The organism is Bradyrhizobium oligotrophicum, assembly GCF_051168495.1.
Lineage (GTDB): Bacteria > Pseudomonadota > Alphaproteobacteria > Rhizobiales > Xanthobacteraceae > Bradyrhizobium > Bradyrhizobium oligotrophicum_A.
Genome location: NZ_JBNPVB010000002.1, coordinates 416,521 through 435,397, shown reverse-complemented (window position 1 = coordinate 435,397; position 18,877 = coordinate 416,521). Strand labels below are relative to the sequence as shown.

Sequence of the window (18,877 nt, the reverse complement as noted above, 5' to 3'; positions counted from 1 at the left end):
TAACGGAATCAGAGGGTCTGCAGGAAATCGACGATGGCGCTGATTTCCTGCTCGGTCAGGATGCGGTTGCGGCCGAACGGCGGCATCACGGTCAACGGATTGCGCGTGGTCTCGTCATTGAGAATCGCGGTCAACTCGGCGCGGTCGTATCGTCCTTTGAGGTTCTCCAGCTTCGGCCCGATCGAACCCGGCAGGTCGCCGCCCTTGATCTCGTGGCAGGTCAGGCAATTGCCCTTGCCGCGGTCGAAGGCGAGCTTCCGGCCTTCCGTGGCGGCGGACTGGGCGTGAGCGGCCGTGGCCACGGCGAGCAAAAGCCCCAGCGCCAGGGCGGTACGCATGACGGATGTGATCAAAGGTGAAGTTCCGAAGTCCCGGTGATCCCGGCAATATAGAGGCTGGAAAGCACAAACACCATCGGCTGACAATGCGGGTATGGTGGCGGGCGTAACGCGGTTAACGAGGGCCGTTCAGCTGGACGGCCGGGAGAATTGGTATGGCTGAGTATGTCGTGGAGTTCGGCCGGGATGGCCGGCCGGTGGAACCGGACGGACGGCTGGATGCAGCCGCGTTCCACCGCAACCACCAGCCGATCTGGGCGGTGCTGGCGCGGCTGCTCGACCGCAAGGCGGGCAACGTGCTGGAGGCCGGCAGCGGCACCGGCCAGCATATGGTGCATTTCGCCTTCCAGCGGCCCGATCTCGTGTGGTGGCCGAGCGACCTCAACGACAATCACCTGGCGAGTATCGCGGCGTGGCGGCAGCATGCGGGGCTGTCCAACATCGCCGACGCCCGGCGCATCGACCTGTCCGATCCCAACTGGGCCGCTGCATTCCAGGCTGAGGGGGGGCCGCAGCGGCTGACCGCGATCTTCTGCGCCAACGTGATTCACATCGCGCCGTGGGCGGTGGCGGAGGGATTGTTCACGGGCGCGGGCAAGGTGTTGTCCCCTGACGGCCTGCTCGTGCTCTACGGCCCGTTCAAGCGCGACGGCCGGCACACCGCGGTCAGCAACGCCGTGTTCGACACCTCGCTCCGCGAGGGCAATCCCGACTGGGGCGTGCGCGACATCAGCGATCTCGAAGCGCTGGCCGCGCGCAACGGCCTCGCCTTGCGCGAGACCGTGGAGATGCCGGCCAACAACATGATCCTGGTGTTCGCCCGGACGGTTTGACGTTTTCTCCGTCATCCCTGGTCTTTTCGCGCGTCGATCTGTTCAGCCTGCGGGTAGCTGCGCGACGACGACGAGCACCTCGGCCCCCGCTTCATCGCGACCGCGTGCTGTCACCCTACGAGCGTGAGCGCTGTCTGATGGCCTGCGTCGATGGCTGTGCTTCGGAGAGGCTGGTTCTCGATCTCTGACAATCCGGCACACGGGCTGCTTCAGTCGCGACGAGTTCCTCTGGAAACATCCGGACAAGGAGCCGTCTCGTTTGTACACAAACGACGGCTCTCGACGCAAATGGTTCGACGCCGTTGTGGCGCGATGCGCACACGCGCCAATCCAATCTGTTCTCTTAGAGAGATTCAAACCGCCGCCGGGCTGTGCGGCGAGTGCACCATGATAAGCAGCGCTGCAATCGAGTGAGGACGAGGAGAGAAGACATTCTCTCATTAGTCAAATTCTAACGTGCGAGGCGATGCGATGATCACGATGCGATGGCGAGCGACGGGATGGGGACTCGCGTCAGTGTCGATCGTCACGCTCTGTCTCACCACTGGTGGGGCTGCGGCGCAGAGCGCGGATTCCGGTGCCGCCAAACCCAGCGACCTGCCGGCGGTCACCGTCGATGCGCCGAAGCCACGGGCCGCGCGTGCCGTGACGGCTGCGGCAAGCCGCCGCTCGGCGAGCACGACCGCGCGCGGCCGCCGCGAGCGGCAAGGCGCCAGCGCCGCAACGGACGTGGCGAGCAGGTCTCCGGTTACAAACGGTCCGACAGCGGGGCAGGACCCGCGCGGCCCGATCAACGGCTACGTGGCCAGCCGCTCGATGACGGGCACCAAGACCAACACGCCGATCATGGAGACGCCGCAGGCCATCTCGGTGGTCGGAGCGGAGGAGATCCGCGACCAGAAGCCGGCCAGCCTGGCCGAAGCCCTGCGCTACGCGCCTGGCGTCGGCGCGCAGACCTTCGGATCCGATGTCCGCAACGATTGGTTCAAGATCCGAGGCTTCGACGCCCAGGATGTGGGTTTCTTTGCCGACGGGCTGCAATTGTTCAGCACGGCCTTCGCGACCTGGAAACTGTACCCGGCTGGTCTGGAGCGGATCGACATCCTGCGCGGACCGTCGGCCGTTCTCTATGGCGGTAGCGGTCCGGGCGGACTCATCAACGCCATCAGCAAGGTGCCATCGGCCACGCCGTCCAACAGCGTCGAAGTCGGCGTCAACTCATTCGGCAACGCCTACACCACCTTCGACTCCACCGGTCCGTTCATGGCCGCCAGCGGCCCGAGCCATGAACTCACCTACCGGCTGATCGCCTCGGTGAAGAACGGGGGCACCCAGACCGCGTTCACGCCCGACAACGCCTATTTCTTCGCGCCGTCGGTCACCTACCAGCCCGATCTCGACACCAAGTTCACGGTGCTGGCCTCGGCGACGAAGTATGAGACGCGGCCGCAGAACTTCCTGCCTTATACCGGCACCGTGGTCGACGCGCCCTTCGGCCGTATTCCGACCCGGCTCTACGCCAGCGATCCCGCCAACGACAAATTCGCGCGCGAGCAGGAGATGGTCGGCTATCAGTTCGAGAAGAACCTGACCGACAGCCTGACGTTCCGCCAGAACGCGCGCTACGCCCATGACGACGTCACGCTGCAGCTGTTGCTCGGGAATGGCTATGACAGCAGCAATGCCGCGACGGCCAGCCTGTCGCGCTTCAACAGCTTCTCGCACGACATCGCCAACCAGGCCAATCTCGACAACCAGCTCGAATATCGCTTCAACACCGGCGGCATCCAGCACACGGCGCTGGTCGGCGTCGATCTCAAGCACTATCGGATCGACGATCTGCAATCCTTCGCATTCGGGACGCCGTCGCTGAACCTGCTGGCGCCGAGCTACGGCTATGATGGCGGGTTTCCGAGCACGGTCTTCCTGAACCGCACCATCACCCAGAAGCAGGCGGCCGTCTATGGCCAGGAGCAGATGAAGATCGGCCAGCTCACGCTGGTACTCTCGGGGCGCAACGATTGGGTCGACACCGACCTCAACAACCGGATCGGCACGAGCCTGAGCCGCGACGACAGCCGCTTCAGCGGCCGCGTCGGCGCCATCTACAACACGGCGGTCGGCATTGCGCCTTACGTCTCCTACGCGACGAGCTACAATCCGGTGATCGGCACGAATGCGGCGACCGGCCAGCTCTACACGCCGGAGACCGGGCAGCAGACCGAGGTCGGTGTCAAGATCCAGCCGCACGGCCTGGACGGCCATTTCGCCGCTTCCGTGTTCGACCTGAAGCGGCAGAATGTTCTCACCACCGATCCGACCAATGTGCTGCTCTCGGTGCAGACGGGCGAGGTCACGTCGCGCGGCGTCGAGCTCGAGGCGGTCGCCAACATCACGCCCGAGTTGAAGCTGACGGGTTCGTACACCAACTTCCGCATCTTCGTGACCAAGGACCTGGATCCCACGCTGATCGACAAGGTGCCGACCAACACGCCGAGCGAGATCGCGTCGGTCTGGGGCGACTACACGTTCAAGTCCGGCTGGCTCACCGGCTTCGGGTTCAGTGGCGGTGTTCGCTACAATGGCCGGTCATATGCCGACAATCTGAACACGCTGGTGGTGCCGTCGTTCTTCGTCGGCGACGCAGCGCTGCATTACGAAGTCGCCAACTGGCGCTTCGCGCTCAACGTCAGCAACATCACCGACAAGATCTACGTCGCCGGCTGCAGCAGTGCGACCGCCTGCTTCTACGCCGACCGGCGCCGTGCGACGCTGAGCGCGTCGTACAAATGGTGAGCGGGATGACGGAGAGCCGCAGGTCGTGACGGCGCGTACGGTTCGGATCTGGCGGCTGGTTCATCAGTGGACCAGCCTGATGTCGACCATCTTCCTGCTGCTGTTGTGCGTCACCGGACTGCCGCTGATCTTCGAACACGAGATCAACGAATGGCTCGGCTATGCGCCGCAGGCGCGCGCCCTGCCGGCCGATGGGCGAAAGGCCAGCGTCGACGAGATCGCCAAGGCGGCCTTGGCGCATGCCCCGGGCAAGGTGCTGCAATATCTCGCCTGGGATCGCGACGAGCCCGGGCTCGTGACGGCTTACACCGGCGATGCGGTCGATGGTCCGCCCAACGAGACCAAGCTGGCTGCCTTCAACCTGGCCGATGCGAGCGTGGCCGGCGCGGTCGGCACCGGGCCGATGCTCGTGTTGTTGCGGCTGCACACCGACATGTATGCGGGGCTCCCCGGCAAGCTGTTTCTCGGTGCGATGGGACTCCTGTTCATGGTCGCGATCGTCTCGGGCGTGGTGCTGTATTGGCCGTTCACACGACGGCTCGATTTCGGCAGCCTGCGCCGCAAGGCGTCATCGCGCGTGCTGTGGCTCGACTGGCACAACCTCATCGGCAGCACCACGTTGGTCTGGGCGGTGGTGGTCGGCGGCACCGGGGTCATCAACACCTGGGCCGAGTTGATGCTGATGCGCTGGCAGGCCACCGAGCTTGCCGCGATGGTGGCGCCTTATGCAGGGCAGCCCAAGCCGGAGCATCTGGCTTCGCTCGACCGCGTCGTGGCGAATGCCACGGCGGCCGCACCCGGCATGACGGTTTCGTTTGTGGCATTTCCCGGGACGCCGTTTGCGAGCGCGCATCATTTCGCGGCGTTCATGCGCGGCGACCAGCCGCTGACGTCGCGGCTGTTGAAGCCGGTGCTGCTCGACGGCGCCACCGGAGACCTGACCAACACCGCCGAGCTGCCGTTCTATCTCACGGCATTGTTCGTGTCGCAGCCGCTGCATTTCGGCGACTACGCCGGCATGCCGCTCAAGATCATCTGGGCCGTGCTCGACGTCTTCACGATCGTCGTGATCGGCAGCGGGCTTTATCTGTGGATCGCGCGCATCAGGCGGCCGCAGCGCGCCCGCTCATCGGTGCCCGTCAGGGAGCAGGAGGCATGAGCCACGAGGCCGTCCGCAAGCCGAGCGTCATCCGCGTGTTCGGCGCGCCCTTCGTGCTCGCTGTGATCGCGGCGTTCGGCCTGGTCGCGGCGTTCGGCTTCGGCTTGACCGGCCAGATCCTGTGCTGGCTGGGCGTCGGATCGCCCATCGCCGTGGTTGCCTGGTTCGGCCTGCGGGACCGCTTTCGTTGACGCCGGCCGCTGACTTCATCGATATGGCCGGGGAGATCGGCCGGATTCTCGTAGACGCGAATGGCTCTCAGCCCAGACGATCTGTCGTAGCGCGATCACTGCGAGCGAAGCGAAGCCATCCAGATTGACTTCCTGGCCCGGGGTTGCTTCGTCGCCTTCGGCTCCTCGCAATGACGACAGAGAGTGTGCTCACCCCATCTCCAGCCCGACATGCCGCGCCAGGAACCGCGTGCCGAGCGTGATGAAGGTCGCGCGCTCGCGGTTGTCGGTGCCGTAGCCATGGCCGCCGGCGGTGGGCTCGTAGAAATAAGTGTCGTAGCCCATGGCCTGCAGCTTGGCCGTCATCTTGCGGGCGTGGCCGGGATGCACGCGGTCGTCGCGCCGTGTCGTTGCGATCAGGATCGGCGGATAGGCTTGCCCGGGCTTCGCCATGTGATAGGCCGAGTATGTCTGCAGCCAGCCCCAATCCTCGTCCTTGTCTGGATCGCCATATTCGGCGATCCAGCTCGCGCCGGCGAGCAGCCTGGTGTAGCGGCGCATGTCGATCAGCGGGATGGTGCAGAACAGCGCGCCGAACCGCTCGGGATAGCGCACCAGCATGTTGGTGATCAGGATGCCGCCATTGGAGCCGCCTTGGGCCGCGATGCGCTTCGGCACCGTGACGCCGCGGCGGACGAGATCGGCGGCGACGGCGGCGAAATCATCATGCGCGAGCCGTTTGCCGGCAAAGCGGCCGGCATCGTGCCAGGCGGTCCCGAACTCGCCGCCGCCGCGGATATTGGCCTCGACCAGCGTGCCGCCGCGCTCGAGCCACAGCTTGCCCAGCGCGGCGTTGTAGGCCGGACGGATGCTGTGGCCGAACCCGCCGTAGGCGCTCATGTATACCGGCGCATCGCCGGTCACCTTTGCCGGCCCGGTCTGTGTATACGGAATTCGTGCGCCGTCGACCGAGATCGCCTCGTGCCGCGTCACGACGAAGCCTTCGGCCGTGAAGGTGCGCGGCGCCTGCTTCAGCACATTGGGCGCGCCGAAGCCTTCGATCAGCTGCAGCGCCGACGGCGTCAACGGATCCTGAACATTGGCGAGCAGGTCGCCATTGCTTTCCGCCTCGTCATGGTCGAGACGCCAGACGTCGACCGTCGCGATCTCGGGCAATCCGGGCAGCTTCGTGCAGCCCCAGCCGCCCGTCGCTGGTGTCCACACCTCGAACTGCGGCCGGAGCTCGTCGAGGATCGACAGCACCAGCCGGCCGTCGGCCCAATAAAGGCCCTGCAGCGCCCGGCGCGGTCCCGGCTCGAACAGCCGAACGACGTCGCGCGCGCCCGCAACAAAGGCCGACAGCCCGATGCCGAGCACGACATCCGCGGGATGGGTGACCTCGCCCACCGTCCAGGGCGTGCGCAGCTTGACCGCCATCCAGTCGCCATCCGCCGTCATCCAGCAATCGGTCGGCAGGTCGAGCCTGGTGCGCGCGCTGCTCGCGTCGCCGAGCCACAGATGATGGTTGAAGAAGTCGAGGCCCTCGGTGAACCACACCCGCTCAGGCGTCACGCTGCGATCGATCCCGACATGCACCCAGGTCGATTGGCTGCCCTCGGCGGCGAAGATCATTTCGGCCCCGCCGACCGGCTGGCCGCGCCGCCATCGCCGCACGGTGCGCGCATAGCCCGACGGCGTCGCCATGCCCTCGCCGAACGCGCTCGCCAGCAGCAGCGTATCCGCATCGAGCCAGTCGACGCTGCCCTTGGCTTCGGTTAGCGTGAAGCCGCCGTCGACGAAGCGCTTGGTCACGAGATCGAACTCGCGCAGCACCACCGCGTCGCTGCCGCCGCGCGACAATGCCAGCATCGCGCGCTCATGCGTGGGCGGCAGGCTCGAGACCCAGTTCAGCGCCCAGTCCTCGCCTTCATCGGCGGCGAGCCGGTCGAGGTCGAGCAGCACCTCCCATTGCGGCTCGGCCTTGCGGAACTCATCCATCGTCGTGCGCCGCCACAGGCCGCGCGGATGCACGGCGTCCTTCCATTGATTGTACAGCAGCCCGCCGCGCCGGCTGACGAACGGGATGTTGTCGGGCCGGTCGAAGATCGCGGCCAGGGTGTTGCGATCGCGTTCGAAGCCGGCATCGCCGTACGCGGCGAGCGTGCGCTGGTTCTGTGCCGCCACGAAGGCCAGCGCGCGGTCGCCCTCGATCTGCTCGAGCCAGAGATACGGATCGTCATCGGGGGCTGCGAGGGTCGGGCGATCGTCGATTGACATGGCTCAAGCTCCGCGAGCGGCTTTGACGCGAGAATACCGTCGGCCTGATTAGCCGCGCCGGCCGGGGCTGTCGAATCACGCTCCCTCGCGAGACCTGCTGCATGGCTTATCTCCGTTCGGGCCGGTTGCCTCGGGCTTGCCGTTCCCGCAATAGTGCGGCCACACCAAGCGAGATGCAGGCGCGCGCCCGTGCATCCGGACACCCGAGATGATCGACCTGACCGTGAGCGAAGACACCTCCGACGATGCCCGCGCCCGCCGTAATGTGGCGCGGCTGGCCGCCGCGCAGGCGCTGACCGGCGCCAATTCGGCCGTGATCTTCGCCACCGGTGCGATCGTCGGCGTCACCATCGCGCCCAGCGTCGGGCTCGCGACCGTGCCGATCTCGATGTACGTCGTCGGCCTCGCCGCCGGCACTTTGCCGACCGGCGCGATCTCGCGCCGCTTCGGCCGCCGCGCGGCCTTCCTGATCGGCACCGGCTTCGGCGTTCTCACCGGCCTGCTCGGCTGCCTCGCCATTCTGCGCGGCTCGTTCGCGCTGTTTTGCCTCGCCACGTTCCTCGGCGGCCTCTATGGCGCCGTCGCACAATCCTACCGCTTCGCGGCGGCCGACGGCGCCAGCGTCGCGTTCCGGCCCAAGGCGGTGTCGTGGGTGATGGCCGGCGGCATCTTTGCCGGTCTGCTCGGTCCGCAGCTCGTGCAATGGACCATGGACGTCTGGCAGCCTTATCTGTTCGCCTTCAGCTATCTGGTGCAGGCCGCGGTCGCGCTGGTCGCGATGGGCATCGTCGCCGGCGTCGATCTGCCGAAGCCCGCGGCCGCCGATCTGCATGGCGGCCGGCCGCTCGGCGAGATCGTGCGCCAGCCGCGCTTCATTGCGGCGGCCCTGTGCGGCACCATCGCCTATCCGGTGATGAACCTGGTGATGACCTCGGCGCCGCTGGCGATGCAGATGTGCGGGCTCACCGTGTCGGATTCCAATTTCGGCCTGCAATGGCACATCGTCGCGATGTACGGCCCGAGCTTCTTCACGGGATCGCTGATCGCGCGCTTCGGCGCGCCCGTCATCGTGGCGCTCGGACTCGCGCTGGAGGCGGTCGCGGCCATCATCGGCCTGTCCGGCCTGACCGCGATGCACTTCTGGGCGACCTTGGTGATGCTCGGCGTGGGCTGGAATTTCGGCTTCGTCGGCGCCTCCGCGCTGGTGCTGGAGACGCATACGCAGGCCGAACGCAACAAGGTGCAGGCCTTCAACGATTTCCTGATCTTCGGCCTGATGGCGCTGGGCTCGTTCTCGTCGGGACAGCTGCTCGCCAATTTCGGCTGGTCGGCGGTCAACCTCGTGGTGTTTCCGCCGGTGCTGCTGGGCCTGTGCGTGCTGACGCTGGTGTGGTCGTCGAAGCGAAGGCTTGCGACGGCGGATGGAGCGGAGCGGGGATAGCAGCTTCGCTCTGCGAAAAGACACACCGTCGAGCCACTCGGGCGGTGCACCCTCTCCCCTTGTGGGAGAGGGTGGCTTTCATGCGCAGCATGAAAGCCGGGTGAGGGGTTGCCGCGAACTCAGACCCGAGCTTGGGGCACCAATCCCTCACCCAAGCGAGTTTGTAGCTGTCAGCGGTGTAGCCCTCTCCCACAAGGGGAGAGGGCGCAGCAATTGGCACCGTGATGGAAGAAGCGTTGTCTCTGCTCTTGATCACTTCAACTCCGACACCTCGCCCTCCGGCAGATCGAACTCGAACGCATTCAGCGTCATCGAGACCATCGTGTAGTAGCCGCACAGGCCGATGATCTCGACCACGCCGCGCTCGCTCAGCAGCGCGGTGGCCTCCGCATACAGCGAGTCCGTCAGGCCATGCCCCTCGTGCAGCGACTTGGCGACGTCGTAGATCATCTGCGCCTTGGCATCGGAAAATTCCGGCGTGCGGCGGTCGCGGATGGCGTCGATGATCCTGATGTCCAACCCGCCTGCCAGCGCGAGGCGCTTGTGCGCATACCATTCGTAATGCGCGGTCCAGTGCCGCGCCGTCACCAGGATCGCGATCTCCGACAAGGCCGCCGGAAACATCGTGTCGTAGCGCAGGACGGCGCCGAGCCGGGTCGCATGCCGCGCCATCTCCGGGCTGTTGAGCCAGGCCATCATCGGCGGCGGCGGCGAGCCGCGCTTGCTGGCGATCGACTCGTCATAGGTCTGGCGCTGGTCGGCGCTCATTTCGCCAGGCGAAAGAAGTTTCAGGCGCATGGTCGTGTCCTCATATTTCAGGCGGCGGCATCATGCCCATAGAACGCCAGGTAAGGCGAGGGCGGAGCCCGATGCGGCGACATCGATGTTGAATTCCAGGAAGCGCTGAGGTTAGGTCGTCCCAACGACAGCCATCATGGAAACGCGCGAGGACTGGGCATGGCCGATCTCGACACATTCCGCCGCGAAACGAGGGCCTGGCTGGAGGCCAATTGTCCGGCGGAGATGCGCCGGCCGATGACCTCGGACGAGGACACGTTCTGGGGCGGCCGCAATGCAAAATTCTCCTCCGAGCCGCAGCGCATCTGGTTCGAGCGCATGCGCGACAAGGGCTGGACGGTGCCGCACTGGCCGAAAGACTATGGCGGCGGCGGCCTCGACGGCGAGGAAGCCAAGATCGTGCGCCAGGAGATGGCGGCGATCGGCGCCCGCGCTCCGATCACCTCGTTCGGGATCTCGATGCTGGGGCCGGCGCTGCTGAAATACGGCACCGACGCGCAGAAGCGCGAGCACCTGCCGAAGATCACCGCGGGTCTCATCCGCTGGTGCCAGGGCTATTCCGAGCCGAATGCCGGCTCCGATCTCGCCTCGCTGCAGACCCGCGCCGAAAGCGACGGCGACGACTACATCATCAACGGTCAGAAGATCTGGACCTCCTACGCCAACTACGCCGACTGGATCTTCTGCCTGGTGCGCACCGATCCCGCGGCGAAGAAGCATGACGGCATCAGCTTCATCCTGTTCGACATGACATCGCCGGGCGTCACGACCAAGCCGATCCTGCTGATCTCCGGCCGCTCGCCGTTCTGCGAGACCTTTTTCGACAATGTCCGCGTGCCCAAGGCCCATGTGCTCGGCACCGTCAACCGCGGCTGGGATGTCGCGAAATATCTGCTGCAGCACGAGCGCGCCATGATCTCCGGCATGGGCGAGCGCGGCGGCAGCCGGCCGCTCGGCCAGGTCGCGGCCGACTCGGTCGGCAGCGATGCGCAAGGCAAGCTCGACGATGCGCTGCTACGGGCGCAGATCGCGTCGTTCGACGTCGACGAGGCCGCGCTCGCCGCGGCCGCCGAGCGCATGGTCGATCTCGCCAAGGCGGGGCAGGGCCATCCGGCGTTCTCCTCGGCGATGAAGTATTACGGCACCGAGCTCAACAAGCGCCGCCACGAACTGCTGATGTCATCAGGCGGGATCAATGCGCTGGAATGGGAGAGCGAACGCTCCGGCGAAGGCGCCCGTCCGCGCGCCTGGCTGCGCACCAAGGCCAACTCCATCGAAGGCGGCACCTCCGAGGTCATGCTCGGCATCGTCGCCAAGCGCATCCTCGATCTGCCGGGGGCGTAGTTCAGGACCCTCATCCTGAGGAGCGCGCCCCTTGGCGCGCGTCTCGAAGGATGAGGCCCCGACATTGGCCTCATGGTTCGAGACGGCGCAAGTGCGCCTCCTCACCATGAGGGTCGCGAGCGAACCGGTCAGACGCAGTTTTCAAGGAAATCGTCCCATGCCTCTCCTCCTCACCGAAGAACAATCCATGCTGCGCGACAGCGCGCGCGGCCTGATCTCCGATCACGCGCCGGTGGCGCATCTGCGTACGCTGCGTGACTCGCGGGATGAGACCGGCTTCTCGCGCGAGCTCTGGGCCACCTTCGCCGAGATGGGTTTCGCCGGCCTGCTGGTGCCGGAGGAGCACGGCGGCTCCGGCCTCGGCGCCGTCGAGGCCGGCGTCGTCATGGAGGAGATCGGTCGCACCTTGATGCCGTCGCCATTTTTCGCTACCGCGGTGTTGTCGGCCTCGGCGCTGACGCGCGCGGGCTCGGCGGCGCAGAAGTCGGAATATCTGCCGAAGATCGCGAGCGGCGCGCTGCTATCAGCGCTCGCGCTCGATGAGGGCGCCAAGCATCGGCCGTTGCACACGGCCCTGCAGGCCGTGCGCTCGGGCAACGGCTTCAAGCTCTCCGGCGCCAAGGCGATGGTGGTCGATGGCCATGTCGCCGATCTGCTGCTGGTCGTCGCGCGCAGCGCCGGCGCCCCGGGTGAGCGCGACGGCCTGACCTTGTTCCTCGTCGATCCCAAGGCCAAGGGCGTTGCGATCGAGCGCACCATCATGGTCGACGCGCACAACGCCGCGCGGGTCACGCTTGACGCTGTCGAGGTCAACGCCGATCACGTGCTGGGGGATGTCGATGGCGGTGCTGCCGTGCTGAGCGGCGTGCTCGATCTCGGACGCGGCGCCGTCGCCTCGGAGATGGTGGGGCTGAGCGAGGAGGTGTTCAGCCGCACTGTCGCGTATCTCAAGGAGCGCAAGCAGTTCGGCAAGGCGATCGGCGAATTCCAGGCGCTGCAGCATCGCGCGGCGCAGCTCTACATCGAGATCGAGATCACCCGCGCCGCGGTACTGAAGGCGCAGCAGGCCCTCGATGCCGACCCTGCCGGTGCTGCCGCAGCCGTGGCCGTGGCCAAGGCCCGCGCCGGCGCGACGGCAACCCGCGCGGTGCAGGAGGGCGTGCAGATGCATGGCGGCATGGGCATGACCGACCAGTTCGACATCGGCTTCTTCATGAAGCGCGCGCGGGTGTGCGAGGAATTGCTGGGTGACGCCAACTACCACGCCGCGCAGTTGGCGGAGCTGAGGGGGTATTGAGCGAAAGCTGTTGTTGCCGCACTGTCGCGACACTCTCAGCTGTCATCGTCCGCGAAGGCGGACGATCCAGTACGCCGAGGCAGTCGTGACGGATCGAGGAGCCGCGGCGTACTGGGTACCCCGCCTTCGCGGAGTACGACAGTCTTTGTAGATCGCGGCAGAGAATCCTCGGCAAAGAGCGCGCCGTCATCGACGACGCGCTCTCGTATTGTTAGTGATGCGTCGCCGTCTTTGCCGGCGGCAGCAGCACCTTGTCGATGACGTGGATGACGCCATTCGAGGCCATGATATCGGCCTGCACCACATGCGCGTCGTTGACCTGCACGCCGAACATGGTGCCGTCGACGGCAACGGCCTGACCTTGCGCGGTCTTGACGTTGAGCTTCTTGCCGGCGACGTCACCCGCCTTCACCGCGCCCGGAATGACGTGATACTTCAGAATCGCGGCGAGCTTGCCCTTGTTCTTCGGCTTGAGCAGATCCTCGACGGTGCCCGGCGGCAACGCGGCGAACGCGGCGTCTGTCGGCGCGAACACGGTGAAGGGCCCCTTGCTCTTCAGCACCGGCACGACGCCCGCCGCCTTGGCGGCAGCGACCAGCGTGGTGAACTGGCCCGCACCGACGGCGGTGTCGACGATATCGGCGGCGCGAGCCGCCGTTGCTGACATGGAGAGCGCGCCCAGCATCAACGCGCCGGCCGCGAACGAACGAAATCCCAGCGTCATTCGAATTTTTCCCTGTGAACTGAACTGATGAGTTGGCTGATGCACAAAAGGGATTTGCGGCCCTTGTTCACCCTGTCGTCCAGGTCGCATCACCCTGACCGGATTGGTCAGGTTCGTTACGATCGGTGTGCTTGGATGGATTTTCGGATGCGTTCACGAACTCGTGAGCATGCCCGTCCGTGCGGTATAGGGAGGCCGCGATCCGCATGAATCGGCTGAACTAATGACCCGATCTGCGCCGGCGCAGTGCCCGTCGTGCCAATTTGTCGCAATCCGACGGGCGTAGGGTCGTCGGGCAAATCACCGGTACATTCCCTGCCGTCTTGGCCCACAAGAGGGACGCTTCGCGGTCGTCACGAGTGTCGGGCTGATGATGCGATGGCCGTATCGGATCGCAGCGTGAGCTGATCGCGCCGACGAACGATTACGATGCGGACGTGAAGACGCGTGGTCCTGGCGCCCCGATGCTGGCGCCAAGTTGGCGGGGGATGATGATCCTGCCGGCGACGGTGGCTAACAAGCCGGACACCGGGGAGAGCGCTGCATAAGCGTTAAGACCATCGCGCAGGGAAGGCCGGGATGCTCCGGCTGAGCCTGTGGTTCTGCCGCCTGCATTTTTTTACGCAGGCGGGCCGCAGGTGCCAGTCGGCACCTGGCCTTCCCTGCGCCCTCTGTTTGAAGAGGGTTGAGAATTTGCAGAGCTCGGGCGCGAAAGGCGTCGCGAGGCTGATGGCTGTTCGACTTCAAACACCAGAAGTGCAGCAGGCGCGATGCCCATGAATGCGCCCTCTCCCCTTGTGGGAGAGGGCTACACAGCAGTCAACTACAAACTCGCTTGGGTGAGGGGTTCGTGCCTCACACTCAGGTCCGAGTTCGCGGCAACCCCTCACCCGGCTTTCATGCTGCGCATGAAAGCCACCCTCTCCCACAAGGGGAGAGGGTGCACCGTTCGTGTTGCAAGATGGGTTGCGCCAGTTGAAGAGAGGCTGACACTCGGAATCTGCCGCCTACCTGATCGGCGGCGCATATTGAACGCCGCCGGCGTTCCAGAGCTGGTTCATGCCGCGCGGGATCTTCAGCTTGGATTCGCTGCCGACGTTGCGCTCATAGACCTCGCCGTAATTGCCGACGTGGCGGATGATGCGCGCGGCCCAGTCCTTGGTCAGGCCGAGGTCCTGGCCGTAGCTGCCCTCGTTGCCGACCAGCCGCATCACGTCCGGCTTCTTTGACTTCAGCGCCTCGTCGATGTTCTTGGAGGTGATGCCGAGCTCTTCGGCATTGATCATCGCGTACAGCGTCCACTTCACGATCATCATCCAGTCGTCGTCGCGCTGCCGCACCACCGGCGCCAGCGGCTCCTTCGAGATCAGGTCGGGCAGGATGTCGTGATCGCCGGGCTTCGACAGGGTCAGGCGCAACGCATAGAGCTGCGAGACGTCGGCGGTGAAGGTGTCGCACTTGCCGCCGTCATAGGCCTTGATGACGTCGTCGAGCTTGGCAAGCTTGACCTCCTCGTACTTCATGTTGTTGGCGCGGAAGTAGTCGCCGACATTGAGCGCGTTGGTCGTCGCATCCTGCACGCAGACCTTGCTGCCGTTGAGGTCGAGCGCGGTCTCCAGCTTGCGCGCGCGGGGCACCATGAAGCCCTGGCCGTCATAATAGGCGACCGCCGGGAAATACAGGTCGTAGTTCTGCTCGCGCGCCATGCTCCAGGTGGTGTTGCGCGACAGGATGTCGACCTTGCGGCTCTGCAGCTCCTTGAAGCGCTCATTGGCGTCGAGCGGAACGAACTTCGCCTTCTTCGGGTCGTCGAAGATCGCGGCGGCCACCGCGCGGCAGAAGTCGACGTCGAAGCCGGTCCAGTTGCCCTTGTCGTCGGGGATCGAGAAGCCGGGCAGGCCGGCGTTGACCCCGCAGAGGACCTCGCCGCGGCGAACGGTCCGCTTCAGGGTGCGGGTGTCGTACATCTCATAGGTGACGGCGAGCGCCGCCACGAGGACGGCGACGGCGAGCCCGATCAACAGGCCGCCTCGGAAAGTGCGCATGGTCAATCTCTTTCGAAAAATGTCAGGACAAAGCGATGGCTGGACATCCGGCGGGGGGCGCCGCCGTCACAGTTCCGGCTTCTGTCGCACCACGATCTTGGTGCCGACGGGCACGCGGTCGTAGAGATCGGCGACGTCGGCATTCACCAGGCGGAAGCAGCCGGAGGAAATCTTGGTGCCGATGGTCCAGGGCTGGTTGGTGCCGTGGATGCGGTACACGGTGGTGCCCAGATACATCGCGCGCGCGCCGAGCGGATTGCCGGGCCCGCCCGCCATGAAGCGCGGCAGATAGGGCTGGCGCTGGATCATCTCCGGCGGCGGCGTCCAGTCCGGCCACTCGGCTTTCTTGGTGATCGAGAGCAGCCCCTGCCACTGGAAGCCGTCACGGCCGACGCCGATGCCGTAGCGGATGGCACGGCCGCCGGGCTGAACCAGATAGAGGTGACGCTCGGAGGTGGACACGATGATGGTGCCCGGCGGCTCCGTGGTGCGGAAATAGACCACCTGCTTGCGCCATTCGGGATCGAGCTCGTAGCCGTCATCGGCGACGAGGCCGGGCTGATCGCCGGGGTCCTCGGATTGTGCAAGAGCGTGCGATGCGGACAGCGCCAGCGCGATGATGGCACTGGTGGCACACAGCAGGCGACGGAAACTCGGCATTCAAAGCTCTCCTCAACGGACCCCTGCGAAGCTCGCCCGATTAAAATCACCCGCCAAATTTCAGGGGCATCTTGGCCGCAAAGTCAAGGTGAGCGACGAGGCCGGCGCGTCATCCGAGCTTCATCCAGAGCCGCAGCAGGAAGGCGACCGTGCCGACCGTCGCCACGCCGGCAAGCCATAGGCCTGCGAACCAGGCGAGACGTTTCGCGAGCGGGGCGGGCTGCTCGGAGGGCATCAATGATAGCCGGCGTCGTGCCCGACCTTGCCGCGAAACACCCAATAGGCCCAGGCGGTGTAGCCGAGGATCAGCGGCACCAGCACGACCACGCCGGGCAGCATGATCAGCTGGCTGCGCTCCGGTGCCGCCGCCTGCCAGATGGTGACGCTCTGCGGCACGATATAGGGATACATGCTGATGCCGAGGCCGGCATAGGACAGCAGGAACAGCGCCAGCGCGAGAAAGAACGGCCAGACGTCGTGCTTCTGGGCGAGGTTCTTCAAAAAGAGCACGGTGACGCCGATAACGGCGAGCGGCACCGGTGCGGTCAGGAAAATCGCCGGCGGTTCGAACCAGCGCTGCGCGTATTGGTGGGTCAGCAGCGGTGTCGCCAGGCTGACCGCGGTGATCGCGAGCAGCATCGCGAACAGCAAGTACCAGGTGATGCGATAGGCCTTGTCGCGCAGGTCGCCTTCGGTCTTCAGGATCAGCCAGGTCGCGCCGAGCAGCGCATAGCCGACCACGAGCGAGACGCCGGTGAGCACGCTGAACGGCGTCAGCCAATCCCACCAGCCGCCGGCATAGTGGCGGCCTTCGACGCGCACGCCCTGCAGGATCGCGCCGAGCGCGATGCCTTGAGACAGCGCCGCGACCCAGGAGCCGCCGGCGAAGGCGATGTCCCAGAGATTGCGTTGGGCGCGGGTGCGCCAGCGGAATTCAAAGGCGACGCCGCGGAAGATCAGCCCGACCAGCATCGCGATCAGCGGCGCGTACAGCGCCGGCAGCAGGATCGAATAGGCCAAAGGAAACGCGGCCATCAGCCCGCCGCCGCCGAGCACCAGCCAGGTCTCGTTGCCGTCCCACACCGGCGCGACGGTATTGGTGATGACGTCGCGGTCTTGCTTGCCCGGAAACAGTGGGAACAGGATGCCGAGGCCGAGATCGAAGCCGTCCATCACGACATAGATGAACACGGCGAGCGCGATGATGAACGCCCAGAGCACGGTGAGGTCGAAGGCGATGGTCATGACCCGGCTCCCTGCGCGACGCCTGCGGCCGGCGTGATGCCCGCGGTGCGGGTCGGCTGCTCGCCGCTCGGGCCTTTCTCGCCGGCGTGCGGTGGCTCGGCCATCAAGCGCAGGATGTAGAGCACGCCGGCTGCGAAGATGATGAAATAGACGATGATGAAGGCGATCAGCGAGGTTCCGACGGCCGGTGCGGCCAGCGGCGAGACGGAGTCCGCGGTGCGCAGCAGCCCGTACACGGTGAAGGGCTGGCGGCCGGTCTCGGTCGTGACCCAGCCGGCGATCACGGCGATGAAGCCGGCCGGTCCCATCGCAATCGCAAACCGGTGCAGGCCGCGATTGACATACAGCCGGCCGCGCCAGCGCTCCCACAGGCTGAACAGGCCGAGCGCCATCATCAACAGGCCGAGGCCGACCATGATGCGGAACGACCAGAACGTGATCGGCACCGGCGGCCAGTCCTTCCGCGGCACGGTGTCGAGCCCGGCCATCGGCGCGTCGATCTGGTGCTTGAGGATCAGCGAGCCGAACTTCGGAATCCCGAGCGCCCATTTCAGCTCGCCCTTGGCCTGGTCGGGCCAGCCGAACAGGTACAGCGGCGCGCCGTCCTTGTGGCTCTCGAAATGGCCCTCCATGGCCATGATCTTCACCGGCTGGTGCTCGAGCGTGTTGAGCCCATGCTGATCACCGGCCAGAATCTGCAGCGGCGCCACCAGCGCGGCCATCCACATCGCCATCGAGAACATCACCCGCGGCCCCGGCAGATGCGGGTTGCGCAGCAGGTGCCAGGCGCCGACCGCGCCGACCACGAGCGAGGTGGTGAGATACGCCGCCAGCACCATGTGCACAAGGCGGTAGGGGAAGGACGGGTTGAAGATCACCGCGAGCCAGTCGACCGAAACGAACTGGCCCTCGGCATTGACGGCGTAGCCGGCCGGCGTCTGCATCCAGGAATTGGCCGAGAGGATCCAGAACGCCGAGATCAAGGTGCCGATCGCCACCATCAAGGTGGCGAGGAAATGCAGCTTCGGCCCGACGCGCTTGAGGCCGAACAGCATGACGCCGAGGAAGCCCGCTTCGAGGAAGAACGCGGTCAGCACCTCATAGGCCATCAAGGGGCCGATCACCGGTCCGACCTTGTCGGAATACACCGACCAGTTGGTGCCGAACTGATAGGACATCACGATGCCCGAGACGACGCCCATGCCGAAGGCGATGGCGAAGATCTTCAGCCAGTAATTGAAGACGTTGAGATAGACGTCGCGGCCGGTCCACAGCCACAGCGCTTCGAGCACCGCGAGGTAGGAAGCGAGCCCGATCGAGAAGGCGGGGAAGATGATGTGGAAGGTGACCGTGAAGGCGAACTGCGCGCGCGCCAGTTCCACCGCGTCCAAACCGAACATCCGCACCGTCCGTCATTGCGGGGCGCGCCCGGCCCCTCGGCGCGGACAATTGCACCGGGGCGGAGCGATATCAAATGGTCAAATCGCCCTACGACGGCGTCGTGGTCCACCAACGACGAAGACCCGGCGGGGGGCATCCGCCGGGTCTTCGGAGCAACCTTGGAAAATGGAGGTGTCCTTGAATTTGCTCGGTCAAGACTGAGGCCAGCTGGGGGACTGACGTTCAGCCGATACAGAAATTTGTAGCAGGCAATGTTTTCGCGGTGATTTCACGGATTGTTTCAATTGTTTCGTTCAGCGACTTTCCACGTGTCGTCGGAACCCGGCGCGACACCAGCTTTCGACGAGGG

Annotated in this window: 16 protein-coding genes; 7 read left to right on the top strand and 9 right to left on the bottom strand. The window is 65.7% G+C overall.

Features of this window, described 5'->3' with window-relative positions; genetic code table 11:
• Positions 1 to 8: 8 nt before the first annotated feature.
• On the bottom strand, positions 9 to 338 hold the full coding sequence (soxX, locus tag ACQR1B_RS05540; RefSeq protein WP_434834293.1) for a sulfur oxidation c-type cytochrome SoxX: 330 nt from the start codon (positions 336 to 338) through the stop codon (positions 9 to 11).
• Between the two features lie 155 nt (positions 339 to 493).
• Here soxX and ACQR1B_RS05535 point away from each other — a divergent pair, with 155 nt between their 5' ends.
• The 4 genes from ACQR1B_RS05535 to ACQR1B_RS05520 all read left to right on the top strand — a co-directional run bounded on the left by ACQR1B_RS05535 (position 494) and on the right by ACQR1B_RS05520 (position 5,317).
• Entirely contained in the window at positions 494 to 1,171 is a 678-nt protein-coding gene (locus ACQR1B_RS05535) for a DUF938 domain-containing protein (protein ID WP_434834294.1), read from the top strand.
• Between the two features lie 480 nt (positions 1,172 to 1,651).
• Positions 1,652 to 3,967, top strand: a complete 2,316-nt coding sequence (locus tag ACQR1B_RS05530; RefSeq protein WP_434834433.1) for a TonB-dependent siderophore receptor — start codon at positions 1,652 to 1,654, stop codon at positions 3,965 to 3,967.
• A 25-nt stretch (positions 3,968 to 3,992) separates the two neighbouring features.
• On the top strand, positions 3,993 to 5,126 hold the full coding sequence (locus ACQR1B_RS05525; RefSeq protein ID WP_434834295.1) for a PepSY-associated TM helix domain-containing protein: 1,134 nt from the start codon (positions 3,993 to 3,995) through the stop codon (positions 5,124 to 5,126).
• Positions 5,123 to 5,317 carry a hypothetical protein gene (locus ACQR1B_RS05520; protein ID WP_434834296.1) on the top strand — a complete coding sequence of 65 codons (195 nt, stop codon included), beginning with the start codon at positions 5,123 to 5,125 and terminating at the stop codon, positions 5,315 to 5,317. Before ACQR1B_RS05525 ends, ACQR1B_RS05520 begins: the two co-directional genes overlap by 4 nt.
• Before the next feature lie 189 nt (positions 5,318 to 5,506).
• Here ACQR1B_RS05520 and ACQR1B_RS05515 read toward each other — a convergent pair whose 3' ends face one another.
• On the bottom strand, positions 5,507 to 7,573 hold the full coding sequence (locus ACQR1B_RS05515) for a prolyl oligopeptidase family serine peptidase (RefSeq protein ID WP_434834297.1): 2,067 nt from the start codon (positions 7,571 to 7,573) through the stop codon (positions 5,507 to 5,509).
• Positions 7,574 to 7,781: 208 nt separating this feature from the next.
• Between ACQR1B_RS05515 and ACQR1B_RS05510 the strand changes: the two genes are divergently transcribed.
• On the top strand, positions 7,782 to 9,014 hold the full coding sequence (locus tag ACQR1B_RS05510) for an MFS transporter (RefSeq protein ID WP_434834298.1): 1,233 nt from the start codon (positions 7,782 to 7,784) through the stop codon (positions 9,012 to 9,014).
• 252 nt (positions 9,015 to 9,266) lie between these two features.
• On the opposite strand, the gene ACQR1B_RS05505 is transcribed toward ACQR1B_RS05510, so the two are convergent.
• Positions 9,267 to 9,812, bottom strand: a complete 546-nt coding sequence (locus tag ACQR1B_RS05505) for a carboxymuconolactone decarboxylase family protein (protein WP_434834299.1) — start codon at positions 9,810 to 9,812, stop codon at positions 9,267 to 9,269.
• A 159-nt stretch (positions 9,813 to 9,971) separates the two neighbouring features.
• On the opposite strand from ACQR1B_RS05505, the gene ACQR1B_RS05500 reads away from it, so the two are divergent.
• Together ACQR1B_RS05500 and ACQR1B_RS05495 are read left to right on the top strand one after the other, a co-directional pair.
• Complete coding sequence (locus tag ACQR1B_RS05500) at positions 9,972 to 11,156, top strand: acyl-CoA dehydrogenase family protein (RefSeq protein ID WP_434834300.1); 1,185 nt, start codon at positions 9,972 to 9,974, stop codon at positions 11,154 to 11,156.
• 157 nt (positions 11,157 to 11,313) lie between these two features.
• The gene (locus tag ACQR1B_RS05495; RefSeq protein WP_434834301.1) at positions 11,314 to 12,453 is read left to right on the top strand and encodes an acyl-CoA dehydrogenase family protein; all 1,140 of its coding nucleotides are present in this window, start codon (positions 11,314 to 11,316) and stop codon (positions 12,451 to 12,453) included.
• A 211-nt stretch (positions 12,454 to 12,664) separates the two neighbouring features.
• On the opposite strand, the gene ACQR1B_RS05490 is transcribed toward ACQR1B_RS05495, so the two are convergent.
• The 6 genes from ACQR1B_RS05490 to ACQR1B_RS05465 all read right to left on the bottom strand — a co-directional run bounded on the left by ACQR1B_RS05490 (position 12,665) and on the right by ACQR1B_RS05465 (position 18,527).
• The gene (locus tag ACQR1B_RS05490) at positions 12,665 to 13,120 is read right to left on the bottom strand and encodes a fasciclin domain-containing protein (protein WP_434834434.1); all 456 of its coding nucleotides are present in this window, start codon (positions 13,118 to 13,120) and stop codon (positions 12,665 to 12,667) included.
• Between the two features lie 1,064 nt (positions 13,121 to 14,184).
• On the bottom strand, positions 14,185 to 15,222 hold the full coding sequence (locus ACQR1B_RS05485) for an amino acid ABC transporter substrate-binding protein (RefSeq protein WP_434834302.1): 1,038 nt from the start codon (positions 15,220 to 15,222) through the stop codon (positions 14,185 to 14,187).
• A gap of 66 nt (positions 15,223 to 15,288) precedes the next feature.
• Positions 15,289 to 15,882: a L,D-transpeptidase gene (locus ACQR1B_RS05480; RefSeq protein WP_434834303.1), complete on the bottom strand. Its 594-nt coding sequence runs from the start codon at positions 15,880 to 15,882 to the stop codon at positions 15,289 to 15,291.
• 109 nt (positions 15,883 to 15,991) lie between these two features.
• Complete coding sequence (locus ACQR1B_RS05475) at positions 15,992 to 16,117, bottom strand: DUF2474 family protein (RefSeq protein ID WP_434834304.1); 126 nt, start codon at positions 16,115 to 16,117, stop codon at positions 15,992 to 15,994.
• A complete protein-coding gene (gene cydB, locus ACQR1B_RS05470; RefSeq protein ID WP_434834305.1) occupies positions 16,117 to 17,127 on the bottom strand; it encodes a cytochrome d ubiquinol oxidase subunit II in 1,011 nt (336 codons plus the stop codon). The genes ACQR1B_RS05475 and cydB overlap by 1 nt, the downstream gene beginning before the upstream one ends.
• The gene (locus tag ACQR1B_RS05465; RefSeq protein ID WP_434834306.1) at positions 17,124 to 18,527 is read right to left on the bottom strand and encodes a cytochrome ubiquinol oxidase subunit I; all 1,404 of its coding nucleotides are present in this window, start codon (positions 18,525 to 18,527) and stop codon (positions 17,124 to 17,126) included. Before ACQR1B_RS05465 ends, cydB begins: the two co-directional genes overlap by 4 nt.
• Between the last annotated feature and the right edge of the window lie 350 nt (positions 18,528 to 18,877).